The sequence below is a fragment of the Saccharopolyspora sp. ASAGF58 genome (assembly GCF_012277335.1).
Lineage (GTDB): Bacteria > Actinomycetota > Actinomycetes > Mycobacteriales > Pseudonocardiaceae > Saccharopolyspora > Saccharopolyspora hattusasensis.
This window is the reverse complement of sequence record NZ_CP040605.1, coordinates 4,213,365-4,232,997: the sequence shown is the minus strand read 5'-3', so window position 1 is coordinate 4,232,997 and position 19,633 is coordinate 4,213,365. Positions and strand designations below refer to the sequence as shown.

General features: G+C 69.4%; 16 protein-coding genes and 2 pseudogenes. 11 read left to right on the top strand and 7 right to left on the bottom strand.

The window, feature by feature from the left end; genetic code table 11:
* The first annotated feature begins 299 nt into the window (after positions 1 to 299).
* The 3 genes from FDZ84_RS20275 to FDZ84_RS20265 all read left to right on the top strand — a co-directional run bounded on the left by FDZ84_RS20275 (position 300) and on the right by FDZ84_RS20265 (position 2,709).
* A complete protein-coding gene (locus FDZ84_RS20275; protein WP_168587193.1) occupies positions 300 to 758 on the top strand; it encodes a low molecular weight protein-tyrosine-phosphatase in 459 nt (152 codons plus the stop codon).
* Positions 759 to 763: 5 nt separating this feature from the next.
* Positions 764 to 1,636, top strand: a complete 873-nt coding sequence (locus tag FDZ84_RS20270) for a fructosamine kinase family protein (RefSeq protein WP_168590207.1) — start codon at positions 764 to 766, stop codon at positions 1,634 to 1,636.
* Between the two features lie 80 nt (positions 1,637 to 1,716).
* Positions 1,717 to 2,709, top strand: a complete 993-nt coding sequence (locus tag FDZ84_RS20265; RefSeq protein ID WP_246868297.1) for an SURF1 family protein — start codon at positions 1,717 to 1,719, stop codon at positions 2,707 to 2,709.
* 788 nt (positions 2,710 to 3,497) lie between these two features.
* Here the strand turns inward: FDZ84_RS20265 and FDZ84_RS20260 are convergent.
* Positions 3,498 to 4,454, bottom strand: a complete 957-nt coding sequence (locus tag FDZ84_RS20260) for a cobalamin biosynthesis protein (protein WP_168587192.1) — start codon at positions 4,452 to 4,454, stop codon at positions 3,498 to 3,500.
* A 278-nt stretch (positions 4,455 to 4,732) separates the two neighbouring features.
* Here FDZ84_RS20260 and FDZ84_RS20255 point away from each other — a divergent pair, with 278 nt between their 5' ends.
* The 5 genes and pseudogenes from FDZ84_RS20255 to FDZ84_RS40785 all read left to right on the top strand — a co-directional run bounded on the left by FDZ84_RS20255 (position 4,733) and on the right by FDZ84_RS40785 (position 12,243).
* A complete protein-coding gene (locus tag FDZ84_RS20255) occupies positions 4,733 to 6,385 on the top strand; it encodes a DUF2397 domain-containing protein (protein ID WP_210435015.1) in 1,653 nt (550 codons plus the stop codon).
* A complete protein-coding gene (locus FDZ84_RS20250) occupies positions 6,382 to 7,596 on the top strand; it encodes a TIGR02678 family protein (RefSeq protein ID WP_168587191.1) in 1,215 nt (404 codons plus the stop codon). Before FDZ84_RS20255 ends, FDZ84_RS20250 begins: the two co-directional genes overlap by 4 nt.
* Positions 7,593 to 11,711: a TIGR02680 family protein gene (locus FDZ84_RS20245; RefSeq protein WP_246868296.1), complete on the top strand. Its 4,119-nt coding sequence runs from the start codon at positions 7,593 to 7,595 to the stop codon at positions 11,709 to 11,711. The genes FDZ84_RS20250 and FDZ84_RS20245 overlap by 4 nt, the downstream gene beginning before the upstream one ends.
* Before the next feature lie 8 nt (positions 11,712 to 11,719).
* A pseudogene (locus FDZ84_RS40790) lies at positions 11,720 to 11,989 on the top strand (hypothetical protein); the annotation flags it as partial.
* Complete coding sequence (locus FDZ84_RS40785; RefSeq protein ID WP_168587190.1) at positions 11,974 to 12,243, top strand: DUF2399 domain-containing protein; 270 nt, start codon at positions 11,974 to 11,976, stop codon at positions 12,241 to 12,243. The pseudogene FDZ84_RS40790 and the gene FDZ84_RS40785, both read left to right, overlap by 16 nt.
* A 39-nt stretch (positions 12,244 to 12,282) precedes the next feature.
* On the opposite strand, the gene FDZ84_RS20230 is transcribed toward FDZ84_RS40785, so the two are convergent.
* A complete protein-coding gene (locus FDZ84_RS20230; RefSeq protein WP_168587189.1) occupies positions 12,283 to 13,569 on the bottom strand; it encodes a helix-turn-helix transcriptional regulator in 1,287 nt (428 codons plus the stop codon).
* Between the two features lie 500 nt (positions 13,570 to 14,069).
* On the opposite strand from FDZ84_RS20230, the gene FDZ84_RS20225 reads away from it, so the two are divergent.
* Positions 14,070 to 14,549, top strand: a complete 480-nt coding sequence (locus FDZ84_RS20225; protein ID WP_210435014.1) for a hypothetical protein — start codon at positions 14,070 to 14,072, stop codon at positions 14,547 to 14,549.
* An 876-nt stretch (positions 14,550 to 15,425) separates the two neighbouring features.
* Positions 15,426 to 16,709, top strand: a complete 1,284-nt coding sequence (locus tag FDZ84_RS20220) for a TIGR02679 family protein (protein ID WP_168587188.1) — start codon at positions 15,426 to 15,428, stop codon at positions 16,707 to 16,709.
* 197 nt (positions 16,710 to 16,906) lie between these two features.
* On the opposite strand, the gene FDZ84_RS39040 is transcribed toward FDZ84_RS20220, so the two are convergent.
* The gene (locus FDZ84_RS39040) at positions 16,907 to 17,269 is read right to left on the bottom strand and encodes a GNAT family N-acetyltransferase (protein WP_256413764.1); all 363 of its coding nucleotides are present in this window, start codon (positions 17,267 to 17,269) and stop codon (positions 16,907 to 16,909) included.
* Between the two features lie 3 nt (positions 17,270 to 17,272).
* Complete coding sequence (locus tag FDZ84_RS40040) at positions 17,273 to 17,401, bottom strand: hypothetical protein (RefSeq protein WP_256413549.1); 129 nt, start codon at positions 17,399 to 17,401, stop codon at positions 17,273 to 17,275.
* Between the two features lie 99 nt (positions 17,402 to 17,500).
* Between FDZ84_RS40040 and FDZ84_RS20210 the strand changes: the two genes are divergently transcribed.
* On the top strand, positions 17,501 to 18,061 hold the full coding sequence (locus FDZ84_RS20210; RefSeq protein ID WP_168587187.1) for a VOC family protein: 561 nt from the start codon (positions 17,501 to 17,503) through the stop codon (positions 18,059 to 18,061).
* Positions 18,062 to 18,572: 511 nt separating this feature from the next.
* Here the strand turns inward: FDZ84_RS20210 and FDZ84_RS20205 are convergent.
* From FDZ84_RS20205 to FDZ84_RS40780, 3 genes and pseudogenes are all read right to left on the bottom strand, one after another.
* A complete protein-coding gene (locus tag FDZ84_RS20205) occupies positions 18,573 to 18,923 on the bottom strand; it encodes a MazG nucleotide pyrophosphohydrolase domain-containing protein (RefSeq protein ID WP_168587186.1) in 351 nt (116 codons plus the stop codon).
* Between the two features lie 72 nt (positions 18,924 to 18,995).
* On the bottom strand, positions 18,996 to 19,421 hold the full coding sequence (locus FDZ84_RS39035; protein ID WP_371812637.1) for a DNA glycosylase AlkZ-like family protein: 426 nt from the start codon (positions 19,419 to 19,421) through the stop codon (positions 18,996 to 18,998).
* Positions 19,421 to 19,633 (bottom strand): annotated as a pseudogene (locus FDZ84_RS40780) (DNA glycosylase AlkZ-like family protein); the annotation flags it as partial. The gene FDZ84_RS39035 and the pseudogene FDZ84_RS40780, both read right to left, overlap by 1 nt.

The window sequence follows — 19,633 nt, the reverse complement described above, 5'->3', positions numbered from 1 at the left end:
TCGCCGATGCTTCCTGCGGGAACCGTACCGTCTTGTTTGCTGTCTGTGTTGGAAGGGGTGCGGTCATTGTTCACCGCGCCGACGTTCGCCACGTTCGCATCGCTAGTGACCGGCTTGCTGGCGGCCACGGGCCCCCGGACGGTGACGGGAATGTGGGGCGCGGCGGGTCTGGCGGGACGCTCCCATCACGCTCGGGCGCACCGGTTTTTCTCCGGATGCCCGTGAGTGCGGGTGGCAGGCCGTTCGCTCCCCTCCCTGCGGCCGGAGGCGGGGACGGTTGGGCCGTACCCTCGGGAAACGTGCACATCTCCTTCATCTGTACCGGCAACATCTGCCGTTCCCCGATGGCCGCGCTGGTGTTCCGCGAGCAGCTGCGGCGGGCCGGGTTGGACGGGCAGGTCGAGGTCACCAGTGCCGGAACCGGGCCGTGGCACGTCGGCGAACCGGCCGACCCGCGCACCGCGAAGGTGCTCGCCGAGCACGGCTACCCCACCGAGCACGTCGCCACCCAGATCGACGACGAGCACTTGGCCGCCGACCTGCTGATCGCCATGGACGCCGGGCACCTCCGGGCGGTGCGCCGCCTCGTCGACAGCTCGGCCGAGGTGCGGCTGCTGCGTTCCTTCGACCCGGACTCCGCCGACGGTGCCGAGGTCCCGGACCCGTACTACGGCGGCCCGAACGGGTTCGACGATGTGCTGGCGATGGTCGAGGCCGCCACACCGGGTCTGCTCGACTGGGTCCGCGAACGGTTGTGACGATGATGCTCGATCAAGCCCGGGCGGCTGTAGCGGAGATCACCGGCCGTGCAGCGGACGATGTGCGCCGACTCGGCGGTGGCGACACCGCTGCCGCGTTCGCGGTCCGCCTCGACGACGGCGAGATGGTCTTCGCCAAGACCGCGCCCGCGACGATGCCCGGCGCCATCGCGGCCGAGGCGGCATCACTGGTCTGGCTCGCCGAGCCCGACGCGGTCGCCGTACCCGCAGTGCGCGGGCATACCGAGAACTGGCTGGTCACCGAGCACGTTCCAGAGGCGGCTCCGAGCCCGGGGGCCGCCGAGCGACTCGGCCGCGAGCTCGCCGCGCTGCACGCGGCTGGCGCACCTGCCTTCGGCGCAGCGCCGCCGGGAGGCCCGGCCGACGCGTGGATCGGCCTCGCCCCGATGCGCAACGAACCCGGCGAGCGGTGGCCGTCCTTCTACGCCCGGCACCGGGTCGAGCCGTACCTGCGGCGTGCCGTCGACTCCGGAGCGCTCAGCGGCGAAGCCAGCGCGGTGATCTCGCGGGTGTGCGCGCAGATCGACGATCTCGCCGGGCCCGCCGAGCCGCCCGCCCGGCTGCACGGCGACCTGTGGAGCGGCAACGTGCACTGGGGCGCGCAGCGGGCCTGGCTGATCGACCCGGCCGCGCACGGCGGGCATCGCGAGACCGACCTCGCGATGCTGCACCTCTTCGGCTGCCCCCACCTGGACCGCGTCCTGGCGGCGTACCAGGAGGTCAGTCCGCTGGCCGACGGCTGGCGGCACCGGATCGGACTCCACCAGCTCTTCCCGCTGCTGGTGCACACGGTGCTCTTCGGCGGAGGCTACGCGTCCCAGGCGGTCGCCGCGGCACGCTCCGCTCTCGATGCTTAACCACCCGAAGGTGACAACCTTCACAAATCTCCCGGCACTCAGGGCAGCCGCGGCTTCTCACGCGAATGAGGTTCACCCAGGTGACGGTCGATGATCGCGCGGGTCACGAGCGGCCAGCGCGGCGGCGGGGGTGGCGGCGGGGCTCCGGACTGGCCGCTTACCGTAGAAGGGTGCGCCTGAAGTTCTTGCTACGACCCGGTTGGCTCGGCCTGATCGCGTTGGTCGTGGTGTTCGCGTCCCTCTGCTTCACGCTGCTGGCTCCCTGGCAGTTCAGCCGCAGCGACGAGGCCCAGGCGCGCAACAACGCCATCTCCGAGTCTTTCCACGCGTCACCGAAGCCGCTGGCGGAGGTGCTGCCCGCTGGGCAGGCGCCGCACCAGCAGACCGAGTGGTCGCAGGTCTTGATGCACGGCCGGTACCTACCGGAGGGCGAGACGCTGGCCTGGCAGCGCACGGTGCTCGGCGAGCCCGCCTTCGAAGTGCTGACGCCGTTCCGGCTCGACGACGGCACGACGGTGCTGGTCGACCGGGGCTTCATCCGCCCCGTCAACGGCACCCAGGCGCCGGACTACGCGGCCGCGCCGGCCGGTGACCTCAAGCTCACCGCCCGAGTCCGCACCGACGAGCAGGACAGCAAGCAGCGCCCGCTGTTCGACCACGACGGGCATCGCTGGGCCTACGCGGTGAACGCGGAGACCATCGCGAACGGCACCGGTATCGCACTGCGGCCGGGCTACCTCTCGCTCAACGAGGGCCAGCCGGGCGTGCTGGAGCCATTGCCGCTGCCGCGTCTGGAGTCGGGACCGTATTTCTCGTACGCGCTGCAGTGGATCGCGTTCGGCATCATGGCGATCATCGCGATCGGCTACCTGGTGTACTCGGAACTCCGCACCGACGCCCGCCCGGCCTGGCGAAACCGGACCGATGCGGCTGGCACGGCGGACGAGCCCGCCGACGGACCGACGCCGGGTGGCCGGGGCAAGAGCAGCGGCCGCCGCAAGGTGTCGGTGGCCGAGGCGATCGCGGAGGAAGAACGCCGCGAACGCGAAGAAGCGGCCCGAGAATCCGGCTAGAGGGCCGGGGAAACCGCCACCACCAGTCCTTGGTGCTGGTGTTGCCCGGGTGCCCGTGGCGGAAGAACACCCGTGAGCGTTTGTGGGTGCCATAGCACCCAAAAACACGCACGGGTGTTCTTCACTTACCGAAACGCTCGTCGCGATCCGCATAGCCGCGAACACGCCCCCGCCGCTTCCCGCCATGGCGCGGCCAGGCGTTGTTCGATAGCGCGGATTGCCCTGGTGAGTCTGGTTTTCTGGAGCGCCCAGGCACCGCAGGGATAACCGGTACTGGTCCTCGGATGCCCGGGTGATCGCACCAGCGCATTTTTGGGCGCGATAGAGGCCGTTCGGGAGCTCTCTCTGCGGCGGTGGTACATCTGCAAGCGACATGCACGTCGCTGGTGTGGAGCGAACGGACCGTCCACGACAATAGGCGCGACAAACGGGCCGTTCGCCTCATCCAGCCAGCCGCAGGCCTTGCCGCGGGTAAGTCGGGCACCCCGGCCCGCGTGAGGTCGCGCTGAGTGTCGCTGAGGGCCTCGGCGCTTCGAAGACACCAGCAGCAGCCCCACCGCGATGCCACACCCCACATCCCGGGCGGCATCTTTAGGGCCCAAATGCTAACCAGGGGTTTTGGGGCTCATGTTGGCTGTGAGCCTTGTGGGACGGTTGGTCGCGGACTGGTCTGGCGGTAGTGCTTCTGGTCGTTCGGGCCGTGAGGCGTTGGGGGTGCTGTCGGCGCCCCGGGTGCCTCGCGTGCGAGCCTGGGTGCCTCGCGTGTGAGCCCGGGTGGGGTTCGTGGTTCAGCGGGAGCGGCGGTCTCGGCGGAGGGCTCGGGTCAGGGCGAAGGCCGCCGTCAGGACTCCCGTCACCGTGCCGATCACCCGCGAGAGCTCGACGCTTCGGGTCACATCGCCCGCGTCCGCCGTGCGGCCTTCTCCCAGCACCGGGCGCTGCTCTACCACGTGGCCGTAAACCGTCCGGCCGCCCAGGCGGATCTGCAGGGCACCGGCGAACGCCGCCTCGACCTGCCCGGCGTTCGGGCTCGGGTGCGCCGAGGCGTCCTGCCGCCACGTCCGCCACGCCCCGCTCGCCGATCCGCCGACCACTGGCGCGCACGCCGAGGTCAGCACCGCCGCGAACCGGGACGGCACCAGGTTCAGCACGTCGTCCAGGCGCGCCGAGGCCCAACCGAAGTTGCGGTAGCGCGGCGAGCGGTGCCCGACCATGGCGTCGAGGGTGTTGGCCGCGCGGTAGCCGATCAGGCCTGGGACCCCGGCGATCGCTCCCCACACCAGCGGCGCGACCACCGCATCGGAGGTGTTCTCGGCGACGGATTCGACGGTGGCGCGGGCCAGGCCTTGCCCGTCCAGCACCGCCGAGTCCCGCCCGCACAGATTCCGCAGCCGCGCTCGCGCCGCGTCGATCTCCCCGGCGTCGAGCATCCGGGCCATCGCGGTGCCCTCGTCGGCCAGCGACGAGCCGCCGAGCACCGCCCAGGTGGCCAGGCCGGTGACTGCGGCTTCCAGCACGGGGCTGCGCCGCGACAGCCGCTGCGCGAGGACCCCGATCCCGACCGTGACGCCGACCAGCAGGCCGGTGTAGGCGACGCCGGCGATCCGCTGGTCCCGGTGCAGCGCCCGCTCGGCGGCCTGCGCGGCCTTGCCGAAGATCGCGACCGGGTGTCCGCGCTTCGGGTCGCCGATCGCCGCGTCCGCGGCCACTCCGAGTAGCAGTCCGACCGCCCGTCCCGCGCTCACCGGTGCCGTTCCTCCAAATCGATCTGGTGCGAGCGAGCCTCTCCGGAAGCCCGCGGCAACATCCCCATCAGATAGGCGTTCTCTCTGGTGATCGGCCGTGAGCCCGTCGAGCGGATACCACCGCCCGAGCGGCTCTCGGGTCCGGACGCACCAAGGGTTCGCAGGTGCCCCCCGCACCTCGCAAATCTTTCCGGAACGCTACCCGTGGGGCCGGTGGGACCGGACACCGCATGCCAGGTGACCGGACGTGTCGGCACGACCGGATATCGTGGCGGACCGTGACGGCCCCGGACCACGATGCCGACGTGCTGCGCGCGGGCGTCGCGGGAACCACCGCGACGGACGTGCCGGCCACGCAGGCTCCCGAGCAGCCCCGCGACGGCGGGCAGCGCCTGCAGCTCTTCGCCTACCTGCAGGCACCCGAGCACCGCACCTATCTCGCGATCATGCGGCTGTTCACCTCGACGCTGCTGGCCGACCTGTCCGCCGGCGAGGTCGGCGCGGCGCTGGCCGCGGCCGAGCGCGAGGGCCGGGTGGCGGCCGGCGAGTCCGATGTGGACACCGCCATCGACCGACTAAAGCAGCTGGTCAAGTGGGGCAACCTGGTGGTGGGCCGCCGCGAGACGATCGCGTCGAGCATCGCCGAGTTCCAGCACGGCAGCGTCCGCTACCAGGTCAGCAAGCTCGCGGTCCGGGTGCAGCGGGACGTCGACGCGCTGCTGCGGGTTCCCGAAGGCGCCCGCGAGGTCTCGCGCGAGTTGCTGCCCGCCATCGACCGCGGGCTGTCCGGGATCGGCGTGGCGCTTTCGGAGGCGTTGGCCGTGGAACGCCGCGACCCGAAGGCCAAACCCGCCCGGCAGGCCCGGGAACGGCTCGCCGAGCAGGTCACCACGGTGTTCCTGCAGCACGCCGAGCTCGCCGCCACCGTCCGCGACTTCTACGCGTACCTGGGCCAGGTCGTGACCCGCCACCAGCTGGCGCCCGACGAGATCTCCGGGTTCCGGAACCTGCTGGTCGAATACATCCAGATGGTCGTCGAGGACGTGCTGCGGCACACCACGACGATCGCCGGTTCGCTGGCAGGGTTGGCCGGGGTCCGCAGCGAGCTGCTCCGGCTGCTGGGTCCGGCCGACCAGTTGGGCATCGACGTGGAACGCGCCCGGGGCCGCACCGCCGCGGACTGGCAGGAGCTGACCGACTGGTTCGTCGACTCGCCGGGTCGGCCGAGCCAGGTGGCCGCGCTGCGCGAGGCCACCGCCCGCGCGATCGGCTCGCTGCTGGCCAGCGTCAAGCGCGCCACCTCCGGCGGTGGGCTGGTGCCGGGGCGCCGGGGCGAGCTGCTGAAGCTGGCGAAGTGGCTCGATGGGGCCGACGAAACCACCGCCCACCAGGTCTATTCGGCCGCTTTCGGCCTGCATTCGGCGCGGCACCTGCTGCCCGCACCGGATTACGACAGCGACAACGACAAGGTCGCGTGGCGCGATGGCCCGGTGCTCGACGTGACGGTCAGCGTGCGCAGCCGGGGTGATCGCGGGGCGCGCGGCCGGACTTCGCGGGTGCTCGACGACCCGATGACCGAGGAAACCCTGCTGGCGCAAGCACGTCAGGCCGACGAGCGGCGCTCCGCGGCGGTCGCCGAGCTGGCGGCGGCGAGTTCGCAGCTGGCCGAGCGGAAGCTTTCCGGCGATGCGCTCGGCGTGCTGTGCGAGCTGTTGACGCTGGCGATGGCGCAGCGCGAAGGTTCCGACGACTCCGGCACGGCGCTCGACCCGGTGCACCGGCTGCGCGTCACAGTGCGCCCCGAGGCCGGCCGGGAAACCCGGATCTCCAGCGCGGTAGGCACATTGACGCTGCGCGACACCGTGCTGGAGGTTTCCGGCGACGGAGCCATCCCCGAAACCCCGGAAACCCTGCGGGGAGCCGCGCGATGATCTCAACCTTCGAAGAACTTCCCGACATCGATGCGGCGAACGTGGTTCGCTGCGCCCGCGTGCTGCTGCGCCGGCCGCTGCTGCGCCCCGGCGGACCGGACGGCGACCTGCTGCCGATGATCTACCGCCAGCGAGTCGTGCTCCAGGAGGTGTTCTCCTCGCTGCTGGGCTACCGCCTGGTTGTGGAGCGGCGTTTCGCACGGCTCTACAAGTCCGGCCCGGGCGCGGACGCCACCCGCGGCGAGGCGTCGCTGTCGCCCCGCGGCTACGCGTACCTGGCGCTGACGCTGGCCGCGCTGACCGGCATCGGCCGCCAGGTCCTGCTGTCGCGGCTGGTGAGCGACGTCCGCGCAGCCGCCGTGGAGGCCGATGTCCAGGTGGTCGACGACCCGGCGGATCGGCGCGCGCTCACGGCGGCGCTGCGGCAGCTGGTGGCGCTCGGTGTGATCAACGAAACCGAGGGCTCGGTGACCGCCGAGTCCACCGCCGAGGCCCTGATCACCATCGACACCGATCTGCTAGGCCAGCTCATCGCCGGGCCGCTCGCCGAGGCCGGCAGCCCCGAGCAGCTGGTCGAGCTGGCCGCCGCGGCCGGGCCGCGGCACCTGGAGCACGCGGTGCGCCGTCGGCTCGTCGAGGACCCGGTCGTGCTCTACGACGACCTGCCGTCCGAGCAGGCCGCCTGGCTGCGCGAGCACGTGACGAACGAATCCCGCCTGCTGGAGCGGTTCTTCGGCTTGGTCGGCGAGTGCCGCGCGGAGGGCGTGGTGGTCTGCGATCCGGAGGACTACCTCACCGACCTGGTCTTCCCGGGCCCCGGCACGGTCGCGCGCATCGCGCTGCTGGCGCTGCCGGAACTGCTCGGCCGCGCGGAGCCGGACGGGTCCGGCAAGCACCCGGCGACCTGGCAGGACTTCACCGACGTCTGCCAGGAGCTGGTCGACTCCTATCCGGCCGCGTGGTCCCGGCAGGCCACCGAGAACCACCAGGACCTGGTGCACTCGGTCGTCGCGCTGCTTCGCCGGCTCGGCCTGCTGCAGGACCACGACGGCCGATGGCTGCTCAGCCCGGCGGCGCACCGCTGGCTGCCGCAGCCGGACGCCACCCCGGCCCCGGGCCGGGAACCGGAACCGGCCCCGGAGCCACCGGGCTGGTCGTTGTTCGACGAGATGACGGTGTTCGACGAGATGCAAGAGGACGGTCCACGGTGAGCGCAGACAGCACGGAATCGGTGCCCACCGCCAACCGCTGGCGGCTGCACCGCGGCGGGATCGTCAACATCTGGCAGTACGCCGAGACGACCTTCGACCTGGGCGGCGGCCGGGCGATCTTCCAGGGCACCAACGGTTCCGGCAAGTCCCGCACCCTGGAGCTGCTGCTGCCGCTGTGCCTGGACGGCGACCTGCGGCAGCTGGGTTCGAAGGGCTTCGACACGGTCAGCATCCGGCGCCTGATGCTCGACGAGTACCCGGGCGGGCCGAACCGGATCGGCTATGCCTGGATCGAGCTGCACCGCGAGACCCGGGGAGGCGGTGCGAACGGCGGGACTGAGGAATTTCTCACCTGCGGCATCGGGGTGAAGGCGTCCAAGACCTCGCAGTCGATCAGCGATTCGTGGCGGTTCATCACCGGCCGCCGGGTCGGCATCAACCTCCACCTGGTCGGCACGGACCGGGTGCCGCTGGGTTCGGCGCAGCTGCGCGAGCTGCTCGGCGCCGACTGCGTCCTCGACGACCAGGCGTTCCGCGCGAAGGTCGCCGCCTCGGTCTACGGCGTGCCCGCCGCGCGCTACGGCGACCTGCTGCACCTGCAGCGGACGCTGCGCAACCCCGACGTCGGGCTGAAGGTCCTGGAAGGGCAGCTGGAGCAGATCCTGTCGGACGCGCTGCCGCCGCTGGACCCGGGCCTGATCGAGCGGCTGGCGACCTCGTTCGACGACCTGGAGTCGATCCGGGAGAACATCGTCCGGTTGACCGGCGCGGACAAGGCGCTCACCGCGTTCCTGTCCACCTATTCCGGCTACGCGTTCGGCGCGCTGCGCGACCGCGCCGAGGCGATGCGCACCGCGCAGGAGAAGCTTCGGGCGCTGCGCAAAGAGCTGACCGGCCTGGAGAAGCAGGTGGCCGGCAAGCGGCACGACCGCGAGACCGCGCAGCAGACGATCGCCGAACTGGAGCAGCGCGAGGCCGAGCTGGAATCCAGCATCGACGCGTTGCGCTCCCACCCGGCGTACTCCGAACTGCAGAACCTGCGCGACCGCGAGCGGTTGGTGGAAAGCGCCCGCACCGCAGCGGTTTCCGCGCTAGGCACGGCGAACAAGCACCGCGCACAGGAGTACCGCTCGGCGGAGTCGGTGGTGGGCATGCTGCGCCGGTTGACCGGTGACACCGAGGCGGCCGGGCAGGCCGCGGCCCGCGCGGCGCAACAACTTTCCACGGCCGGGCTGGACGGGTCGCTGGTGCCGCGACCACCGGCGATTCCGGCCGCTGAGGTGCAGGCCGAGCAGGCGCGGGTGCGCACCTCGCCGGAACCGGACGCGGAGCCGGTGCCCGTGGAGCGCTACGCCGCGCCCCGACCGGACACCGATGCGCTCGCCGCGGAATTCCGCGCGGCGGTGCGGACTTCCGAGCAGGTCTCGTCGGTCGCCCGGCAGCGTTCGGCGTTGACGCTCGCGCTGCACCAGCAGTCCCGGGAGCTGGACGCCGAGCGGGACAAGGTCACCGAGCTCCAGCGGCAGGCGCGGCAGGCGCAGCTGACCTCGACGGAAGCGGCCGGGCGGCGCAACCAGGCGCAGCAGGAACTCTCCGACGCCGCGGCGGTGTGGGTGGAACGCGCGCAGAAGTGGGCCACCGAGTGGCCGTCCATTGTGGATGACCTGCCGCCGGAGCCGCCCGCCGCCGAGGACCTGGTCGGGGACCGCTCGGCGACCCGGCAGGCCCGCGAGCAGGCACGCCGCTGGGCGAAGCCGCAGCTGCACGAGGCGCGCCGGCAGGTGTCCGAGGTCGAGCAGGAAATCGCCGAGCTGCGCGAGCGATCCCGGTCCCGCGAACAGGAACTCGCCGAGCTCCGCGCCGGGCACGAGCAGACCCCGAGCCGCCCCGCCTGGGCCGATGCCGAGCGGGACGCCAGCCAGGGGCGGGCCTTCTACGAGCTGGTGGATTTCCAGCCGTCGCTGGGCGAAGCCGACCGGGCCGGGCTGGAGGCGGCGCTGCAGTCCAGCGGGCTGCTCAACGCCTGGGTCACCCCCGACGGCGCAGTGCCCGGCCTCGCCGACCTCCTGGCCGCCCCCGCCGAGTCCGGCTCCGGCGGCACGCTGGCCGAGCTGCTGTCCCCAGCCGCCGAGGCCGACTGCCCGGTACCGCCGGAGCGGGTCGCCGCCCTGCTGGGATCGGTGTCGATCGACGGCGGTGCCGGACTCTTGGTGTCGGTCACCGGTGCCTGGAGCGCCGGGGTGCTGTCCGGTGCCTGGCGCAAGGAGACGGCGGAGTACGTCGGAGCGGGGGCCCGCGAAGCGGCCCGAGCCCGGCGCATCGCGGAGCTGGAGGAGGACCTCGCGCGGCTGCGCGCCGAGATCGGCGAAGCCGAGCGGCGGCACCGCGAAGCGGGCGAGCACGCGGTGGCCCTCGATCAGCACCTCGAGTCGTACCCGGACGACAGCGACCTGCTGACTTCGCACGCCAAGCTGGCCACGGCGATCGAGGCCGCGGCGGATGCAGACCAGAAGGCCAGGCAGCTGCGCGAGCAACATGAGAGAGCCGCTCAGCGCTGGCAGGCGTCGCAGGCCGAGCTGGTGCGCGCCGCGGGCGAGGCCGGCCTGTCGGCCGAAACGCAGGCGCTCGACACCGCCCACCGGGCCGCCGTCGACGCCCGCGCTGGCATCGATGCGCTGCGCGAGGCGATCGAGTCGCGCTGCCTGCCGACCCTCACGGACCTGCGGGACCTCTCGTTGCACCACGACGCGGCGGTGGCCGACCGGATGGAGGCCGAGACGCAGGCCGAGCGGCGCTGCGCCGAGTACGCGGAGCAGGCCACCGGCCTCGCGGAGCTCACCTCCGCCGTCGGCGGCGAGGCGCAGCAGATCGCCGACAAGGTCGGCGCTTTCGAGCGGGAGCGCGCCGGGCTGCGCAAGCAGCTGCCGCAGGCGCGGGAGAAGATCAGCTCGCTACGGGAGTCCTCGGCGCGACTGGAAACCCAGCTGGAGCACAAACAGTCCCAGCTCGCCGGCCGGGAGCACGACACGACGGCTGCGACCGACACGTTCCGGCAGGTGCTGCGCATCCCGGGCCTGTGGTCGGCCGCGGGCATCGCCGGCACCACGCCGGAGAATCTCGACGAGGCGGCGGGCCTGCTCGCCGAGGCGGACCGCCGGGGCTCGACGGAATCCACGGTGCTCAACCGCCTGCAAACCCTGCAGCACTCGTTGAGCGGCAACTACGACATCACGGCCGCCGACCAGCACGGCCTGCTCACCGTGACCGTCACCGGCGAGGAAGGCCCGCAGCCGGTGGCCGAGGCCGCGCGCCGGGTCGGCGAACGGCTCGCCGAGCAGCGCGGTTACCTCAACGAGCGTTACCAGTCGATCTTCGCCGACTACCTGATCCGCGACCTCGCGGAGCGGCTGCGCGGCCAGGTCGGCATCGCCGAGGACCTGTGCAAGCGGATGAACGAGGTGCTCGACGGCGCCCGCTCCAGCCAGGGCGTGCACGTCCAGCTGGAATGGCAGCCGTCGGCGGCGCTCGGCGACGACATCAAGCAGGCCATCGAGCTGGTCCGCACCCCGTTTGCCAACCGCAGCGACGACCAGGACACGCTGCTGCGCCGGGTGTTCACGGATCTGATCGAGTCCGAGCGGGACAGCACCTCGGGCGGCTACGCGGAAATCCTGGCGCGGGCGCTGGACTACCGGTCGTGGTTCGCGTTCACCGTCCGGGTTCGCGACACCGGACCGGACGGCAAGCCCCGCGTGCGGCGCCTGCGGCAGCTGTCCTCCGGCGAGACGCGGCTGATCTCCTACGTGACGCTGTTCGCGGCGGCGGCAGCGTTCTACGACGCGGTCAGCGTGTCGTCGGACGGGCGCGGGCCGCTGCGGCTGGTGCTGCTGGACGAGGCGTTCGAGCGGCTGGACGATCCGACGATCGCGCGGATGCTCGGCCTGCTGGTGGACCTCGACATGGACTGGCTGATCACCTGGCCCAGCGGCTGGGGCGTGTCCCCGAAAATCCCGAAGATGCACATCTACGACGTGCTCCGGCCCCGCAGCGGCCACGGCATCGCCTGCACCCACACGACGTGGGACGGCGCCGCCCTCGACCGCGCCAACACGTGATCTATTAGGTGTGCGGGGCACCATTTGCCGACTACGTTGGTGGAAGGTGCCTTTCACGCCGCACACTTCTGAGCGAATGGGGGCGATCCGACGTGGGTGTCGAGGACGACGTCCGTGCCGTGTGGGGCGTTGAGCCGCTGCGCGGTTTGTGGGCGCAGGCGCGGGAAGCGCTGGAGGCCGCGAAGCCCCCGGCGACGTTCCGGTTGGAGCTGCCCGATGCCGAGACCCAACGAGCCGTCGGCGAGCTCTACGGCCGTCCGATGTGGGGGCAGGGTACACGGATCAGCGTGTCCAAATTGGACGAAGCAGTCCGACGCAGCCGGTTCGCGTTGGGGCTGGCGCGAAGCCCTCGACCGGGCCGCGGCAACCCGCACCGACCTGCCGGAACCTCGTCGGCACCCCGCTCGAAACCCCCTGGGATCCCCAGCTTGCGGAGCTGATGGCCACGACGGCCAGAGCCATCGAAGAGGAAGCGGTCCTCCCCACCCTGCTGACCGACCTCCGCACCGGTTTAAGTACATCAGGTACTTGACGTACTTAAACGGGAGCGGAACCGAGGGCACCATCGTGCCTAAGTCGCATTCGCCAGAGCCGACCGTAGGGCCGAAGCGAGATCACAAACGGTGTCCGGCGCGTTGCCGCGTTCGATTAGGTCGACTGCGCCAGCCAAGCGGTCAATTCCGCGCCTTGACTGGAAGACTCCGACATCACCTATCACGCCTCTAATTGACCTATCAAGGTCGCTCCACGATCTATTCAGGGCGTACGCGTAGAGCGCCCATGACCTGTATATGAAGTTCATTCTCGGCTCGGGAATCGCGTTTGCGGACAGCTCAAGAAATTCGACAGATTCGACTCGGTTTCCTAGATCTACGCGTATCGATCCTTCAAACCACCACAGCTGAGCGTCATTCACCCACCATGACCAATGCGGGTCGCTGCCACCTACCCCGCCTTCGAACAGAACGCGTGCCCGTTCCAATTGCTTCTTTGCTTCTATTTCCGCTTGAAGTCGTCCGTAAGACCGGGCAAGACGCAAGCGAAATAGCGCTTCGATCCGGGGGGACAAGTGGCTCGATTCCAAAACCAAGCGTGAAATGTTGATCGATTCTCGTGGGCGGCCGATCGTCTCTGCGTGCATGGCCATGTTTTGAAGTACGAACAACTCCATGTTTCGATCTCCGGCCATGCGAGCAAGACTGAGTGATTCAGTGTTCACGCGCTCGGTTAGCTCGTCATTTTCGGAGTCGTACAGACTCCATCCCGCTACTTCGGCGACTTCGGAAAGAGCCGAATACACGTCCCGATGCAAGCCGTTTCGGATCTCACTTGTGTTCACCCGGTGGCGCATTTGCTTGTACGCCTGCAAGATTACCGGAGATGCAGCGGCGCCACCGTATTGCTGATCAAGGTGAACAAAGTTCTTGATCTCTTTATGCAGGCCCTCTATGTAGCCGGAATCTATCGGCGCAGACTCAGCGCAGAGCGAAACGGAATTTGGATTGTAAACCGCAACGTCGTTTCGCTGTGTGCCGCTTTGCGTGATCGCTTGCGCTCGTACTCGGCGCTCGGCGTGTTGACACTCAAACTCGGCTCTTTTCAACTGTTCCTCTTGGTCACATACGTTGTCGTAATGTGCCACTAGCGCGCCACCCGCGCCGAGCGCCTTGTCCGCCTTCTCCCAAAAATCGCGTTCCGCGAACTGGCGGCCAGCCTGAATATGGGAAATGGACGTTCGGTGGTAGTTGGTCACGCGCGCTAGATCACCCTGACTCAACGGTGAGGCTTCAAGGTACAGGGCCAAGGCGGTGCCGATTTCGCGACGAAGTTTCATAACTGCCTCTGGCTGACGAGCCATGAGCGCTCCCGTTGGCTTGCAACAGCGTGTGTCCATTCCGCGTGCCAGCGTAGCCACCTGCCGCGAATGCTTGACACGTCCAGTTGGTGGGACCTGTGCCCACATGCTTTCCCACCACCCCGTCCACAGGGTTGCCTGCTGATTACGTAGCGCAACGGAGCCGCTACGAGCCCGGTATCGACGGAACCCCCGACCGCCGATGCTGGGGAACGGTCGGTGACCAGCCCACGGGCGGCCAGGGGCGAAGTTGGCTGCTCGAAACCCCGACAGGGCTGGTCGCCGGCCACATCAGGCGAATACGGCACGTGCGAGGGACGACATGGCGACGACGGGCAGCCCGGCCAACCCCGGTGGGCACGTGGACGCTCGGGCAAGGGCGCTCCGGGCGGCATCGAGCTACGCCGAACACGGCTGGTCTGTTCTACCCGGCTCGGCGTGGAATGGCAGACGGGGCCGGGTACTCGCTCCACGCCACGTTCGGCGCCGTGAAACGAACAGGGGTGGACTGGCTGTCATGGATCGCGGACCGGTCGCGGCAGGACGAGGCTTTCCGGCTTGACCTGGACCGGGACGGCAACGCCGACGCATTGGCCGCCTTGGTGCCGCAACTGGTCGCCCGCTACCCGCAGGACACGTACCTACTGGCGCGCAAGACCGAACGGCCGTCCAGGCGTCGGGTCATCACCCGGGACGTGTTCGGCGCGTTGACCGACGTTGTTTGCCTGACCGACTTCCCGCCGCACATCATCACCAACCCGGACGAAGTGACAGTGTGGACAGCCGGCAAAGAGCTGGTGTTCGCGGCGAAAGCCGAACCGGTCGTTCGCAAGCTGATGTCCGGTAACCCGGTCAACATCGAACAGGTGGCGGCCGAAACCGGCGTTCCTGCCGATGCCATCGCGCGCACGCTCGTAGACGAGGGTGTGTGCGCCGAGCTGACCCCGGAACTGGCCGCCGGCTTCCTACAACTCGGCAAGTAGCTGATCGGCCGCTGCCCGCGCGGGGCCTGACAAGGGAGTGGGCAAACCTCGTCGGGTGGCGGCCCTGACCGCGTTCGCCGCTTGAAGCAGCATGGCCAACTTCCCCGAACGCGTATCCAGATCGGCGGCGAATGCCTGCCGGACGCGCGCGGCCAGCTCCGGGCGGGGCAAGGACGCCTGCCACAAAACCCGGGGCGGTCCACCCAATCGATCAGATGCCCGTCGGTGGTCACGTTGTCCCAATGGACATCCGTATGCGCTGTGGCCCACTCGTCCACCGTCGTGTCCACAGCGTCACCGAACACCTCAGTGATGCGCCGCGTGACGTGATGCTGGCTCATGCCAACTCGCGTAGTCGAGTGCGCGGCGAGCTGATCAAGCGACAACCGTAGATCGGTCCACCACGATTCCGGCGGGGCCAGGGCGGTATCAAGGTCACTGACCGCCGGCGCCGTCATGAGCTGCACCTCATCCGCACGCCATACCACACCCCGCTCCTGGTCGGCCCACGTCGCCGATTGGCACCAGATCGGTTTGCGAACACCGGGGATGGTGGCTGCCTCCTCCAAGCCGATCCACGCTTGCCCGCCGGCACGCTCACGGCTGCGGCCCTCGATCCGTACCCAGGTACCGGCCGTGGTGCGGAAGCCCTCAGACACCCCGGACTCCCCATACACGACAGACGACCGATCGAGCTGGACGGCAAGGGCGCGTTCGGCGCGCTCCACCACATCGTCATGCACGGTGTGTCGCACATCAATCACAGCGAACATCGTAGGTCACCGTCCGTGGCGGTTGCTCCTTGCTCTTGCCAGCTACGTTGGTGGAAGGTGCCTTTCACGCTGCACACTTCTGAGCGAATGGGGGCGATCCGACGTGGGTGTCGAGGACGACGTCCGTGCCGTGTGGGGCGTTGAGCCGCTGCGCGGTTTGTGGGCGCAGGCGCGGGAAGCGCTGGAGGCCGCGAAGCCCCCGGCGACGTTCCGGTTGGAGCTGCCCGATGCCGAGACCCAACGAGCCGTCGGCGAGCTCTACGGCCGTCCGATGTGGGGGCAGGGTACACGGATCAGCGTGTCCAAATTGGACGAAGCAGTCCGACGCAGCCGGTTCGCGTTGGGGCTGGCGGAAGTTCTGGAGATCCTGTACGAGCGGCCGCTGGCGCGGCGCCAGACCGCGGAGCGGGACGAACGGCGCGAGCGGACCGCAGAGACGCTGCGAGCGGCGCTGGCCGAGCAAGGACTCGCGACGGCCGCATGGGCGGAGCCGTGGACGCAGTGGCTCCAGCAGTACGGGCGAGTCGGCGACGACGAGCTCCCGGACGTCGCGCGGCGCGCGGCGAAGGCGCTGAACACGCTAGCGCTGGCGGAGCCGCCGGAGGCGTGGACGTCGCGTGGCGAGCTAGCGGCGAGCGTTGGCGGAGCGCATCAGCTCGACAACGGCACGGCGTTGAGCCGGGTTGTGCTCAAGGCCGCGGCGCTGGCGCACGGGGCCGAGACACCAGGCAACGAGCGCGAGCGCCGGGCCTTGTGGGAGCGCTGCGGAGTCACGCTCGATGCCGTGTCCGCGACCGTTCTGTGCTGGGCCTTGCCACTGGTCGGCTCGGACGACTGGTCGCACGGCGTCCGCCAGCGCACCGCGCTGGGTCTGCCGACGCACCTGACCCACCTCGACCTGCGCGCCGCCCCGTCCGCGCTCGTCGAGGCGGGCACGACGATCGCCGTGTGCGAGAACCCGCGAGTCCTCGAATCGGCGGTGGAAGAACGCATCGCGCACCCCGTCGTGTGCGTGTCCGGCCATCCCACAACGGTTGCCGTGACACTGCTGCAGCGCCTCACCGACTGCGGCGCCACGCTGCACTACCACAGCGATTTCGACTGGCCCGGCATCGGCATCACCCGATCCCTCTTGACGCACCACAACGCGCGTCCATGGCGGATGTCCGCCGCCGACTACCGCGAAGCCCTCGACCGGGCCGCGGCAACCCGCACCGACCTGCCGAACCTCGTCGGCACCCCGCTCGAAACCCCCTGGGATCCCCAGCTTGCGGAGCTGATGGCCACGACGGCCAGAGCCATCGAAGAGGAAGCGGTCCTCCCCACCCTGCTGACCGACCTCCGCACCGGGCTGGACATTTTGAATCCAACAGGTCAGGACCCGTGAGCTTGTTCTGGTGCCAACGATGTGGGTTTGATCTTCGTCGTCGAAGCGGCATTGTGCTTAACCCGCCTAAGCAACTTGCTCAGACGTCGTCTGGCGAGCGACGCCGCGTTGGACATCCCGGAGTCCGGACGGCGTCTGAGGTTCCGCTATCCGCGCCGCCACGCAACCGAGTCTGGAAACAGGCTTCTCACCGGTCGCTAGCTGCTGAAACGCTGGTACATGACGTACAGGCCGACGTCGCCGTGGGTCGGGTTGTGGAATGCTTCCGGGAGGGTCGTCGCGATCTGCATGCCGAGGGAGCGCCACAGGGCCACCGCTGCGACGTTTGTCTCGACGACCGCGTTGAACTGCATCGCCCGGAAGCCGTCCGCTCGTGCTTGGTCCAGGACGCGGCGTCCCAGCGCTCGGCCCACGCCGCGCCCCGAGCTGTCCGGGGCGACCATGAAGCTGGCCGTCGCGACGTGCGCCGCCGGGCCCTCGTGGTGCGGGCCCGACACCGCCGTGCCCAGCACCCGCCCCTTCTCGTCGACGGCTACGACCGTGCGGCCCGGCCGGGGCAGGAATCAGCGCTGCCTGGCCCGCTGCTCGTCGATGTCGCGATCCCAGGAGAATGTTTCCCCCGCCGTCACGATCTCCTGCATGAACGGCCGGATCTCCGGCCAGTCGTCCTGGTGCGCATCGCAAATCCGCATGGGCCGGAAGCTACGACTACCGCCGGACAGTTCGCCACCTCGCCGTTGGCTGCCGAGGCGGAGTTGTGCGCACCCGTGGGGTGCCCGTACTTTCGCGGCATGGCATCGGTCGTCGTGGAGTTCTCGGCGCAGGAGCCGGAGCGGCTCGCGCGGTGGTGGGCCGACGTGCTCGGATGGCACCTCGACACGCGCGCCAGGACCGTCGTCCAGCCGACTGGCCCCGGGGTGCCGCTGCGGTTCGTCGGGAGCGCCCGCGCCAAGACCGGGAAGAACGGCGTGCACCTGGACCTGCGCAGCGAGTCGCACGACGAGCAGAACAGGATCGTGGAGCGGTTGTTCAACGCCGGCGCCCGGTTCGCCGACATCGACCAGAGTAGCGACGTGCCGTGGGTGGTGATGGCCGACGTCGAGGGCAACGAGCTGTGCGTGCTGGAACCCCGGAAGGTATACGCCGACACCGGGCCGGTCGCCGCAGTCGTGATCGACACCTCGGACCCGCGCTCGGACGCCCGGACCATTGCGACGGCGACCGGTATGGAACTGGCGGGCGAACGCTCCGAGTTCGCGTCGCTGCGCCCGCCGTCCGGCGAAGGGCCCTTCCTGGAGTTCCTGGAGAGCGAGTCCGGGCCGGAGGGCATGCTCCGCGTCCTCGTGGAGTGACCCCGCGGGGCCTCGGCTAGCAAGCCTCGTGCCGATACATGACTCCACAGTGGATGTTCCGATTCCACATTGCGGAGCCAGCCAGCAAAGCAGGTCGGTTCCGCCTCGAAAATGCACGCGCCAACCTCGGTTCTCGCCACACTCGTGCCATCCGGCGCCGTCGCCTCCGCGTACACCTCGACCCAGCTGCGGCAGGTCGGCAAGTCGCCGCATGGTGGTGATCAGGTGCGGGAGGTCTGCGGAACCTGGCGTGTAGTCCCTCGCGCTACTGGGTAATTACGCTTCTCGTCCCGCTGCGCAACCCTTTCACGAACACACGGCCCTGCGGCGTGTCCAGGGTCGCGGCTACGGCGGAGTTCTGGCCGGGGCCGACCGTCGTGGCCGACAGCACGGGGCCGGTCAAGGCTTCAACGACGCTACATGCGCGGGATGAGACCTGCTCCCAGGCAATACGCGGAATGGCCATCCATCTGTCCCTGTTTCGCACTCGGGCTGCACGGGCACTGAATGATCAGTTCAGCCCAAGATCATGGCTAGCACTCTCGGCTGTCCAGATTCGCGTTTCGTTGAGGAGTTCCTTTGCTCGCAGCGCCTCATCAAGGCTGATGCCAAGGCGGTTGGCGATTGCGCACACGTAGATCAGGACGTCGGCTAGCTCCTCGTCCACGGTCCCGGTGATCGAGCTGTGGTTCATCGAGAGGTGTTCCCGCTTGCGGATGGCCTTGAACAGCTCGCCCACCTCCTCACCAAGTTTGAGGGACTGCTCCAGCACGGTGCTGTGGGAGAACCCGCGCTCGGTCTCCATGTCGGCCACGTAGCGCTGAAGGTCGGCGAGGGTCGCGCCGGAACGGAGCGGCAGCATGCTGCTGGTCCTCCTGGACTCGGTGGGCGGATGGGGCACTGTACCCGGCTGGCTGTCTGAAGCATGGTCGGGTCACAACAACGCCAACTGGTCTTCCGCAGGTGTGTGCAGCGTGCTGGACCATCCCAGCCGGAGAGCGCCGCTCAACAGCGTCGCGTGGTCTGCGACTGCCTTCCGCTGCTGCGGAGTGGTTCGGCGTCGTGCGAGGGTGTACGCAACGGTCTTGGTGGCTCCTTGCCACGACCACGTGCCGATAACCTGGCCGTCCCAGATGATCGTGGGAAGTACCTCGCCGATCTGGTTGAACGCCTGCCGTGGAGGTAACGAACCGAGATAGCGGCTCCTGGTCTCGAAGTAGGCTTTGAGCGCCACGTCCTCGTGGGCCAAAAGTTGAGACCGGAGGATGATTGCTCGGGCGTGCTGGCCTGGAACTCTTCCCACCGTCGATGGGGCATGAACATCGGCGACGGACTCCACGGCGCGAGCACTCGCACCCATTCGTCACGTGCTTCCGTCATCGCGGAGAGGATCGCGGTCCGGCTGAGCCCGGACCACCACATCGCGTCCCTGAGCGTGGCCGGGCCATAGCGGTCGAAGTAGGTGGAGATCAGTTCGTTGGTCGCGGTGTCCCGTTCAGGAGTCATGTCGAGTCCGGGATGCCGCTTCGCGGTCACCGCGAACGTACGGTGTTCCCTGTTCCAGCACCCGGA

What these genes read in the sequence shown, in the direction of transcription:
- FDZ84_RS20270 (WP_168590207.1), top strand. Translation starts at nt 764, where the DNA reads ATGCTCGATCAAGCCCGGGCGGCTGTAGCGGAGATCACCGGCCGTGCA.
- FDZ84_RS20250 (WP_168587191.1), top strand. Translation starts at nt 6,382, where the DNA reads ATGATCTCAACCTTCGAAGAACTTCCCGACATCGATGCGGCGAACGTG.
- FDZ84_RS20230 (WP_168587189.1), bottom strand. Translation starts at nt 13,569, where the DNA reads ATGGCTCGTCAGCCAGAGGCAGTTATGAAACTTCGTCGCGAAATCGGC.
- FDZ84_RS40040 (WP_256413549.1), bottom strand. Translation starts at nt 17,401, where the DNA reads ATGCGGATTTGCGATGCGCACCAGGACGACTGGCCGGAGATCCGGCCG.
- FDZ84_RS20210 (WP_168587187.1), top strand. Translation starts at nt 17,501, where the DNA reads ATGGCATCGGTCGTCGTGGAGTTCTCGGCGCAGGAGCCGGAGCGGCTC.
- FDZ84_RS20205 (WP_168587186.1), bottom strand. Translation starts at nt 18,923, where the DNA reads ATGCTGCCGCTCCGTTCCGGCGCGACCCTCGCCGACCTTCAGCGCTAC.
- FDZ84_RS39035 (WP_371812637.1), bottom strand. Translation starts at nt 19,421, where the DNA reads ATGGGTGCGAGTGCTCGCGCCGTGGAGTCCGTCGCCGATGTTCATGCC.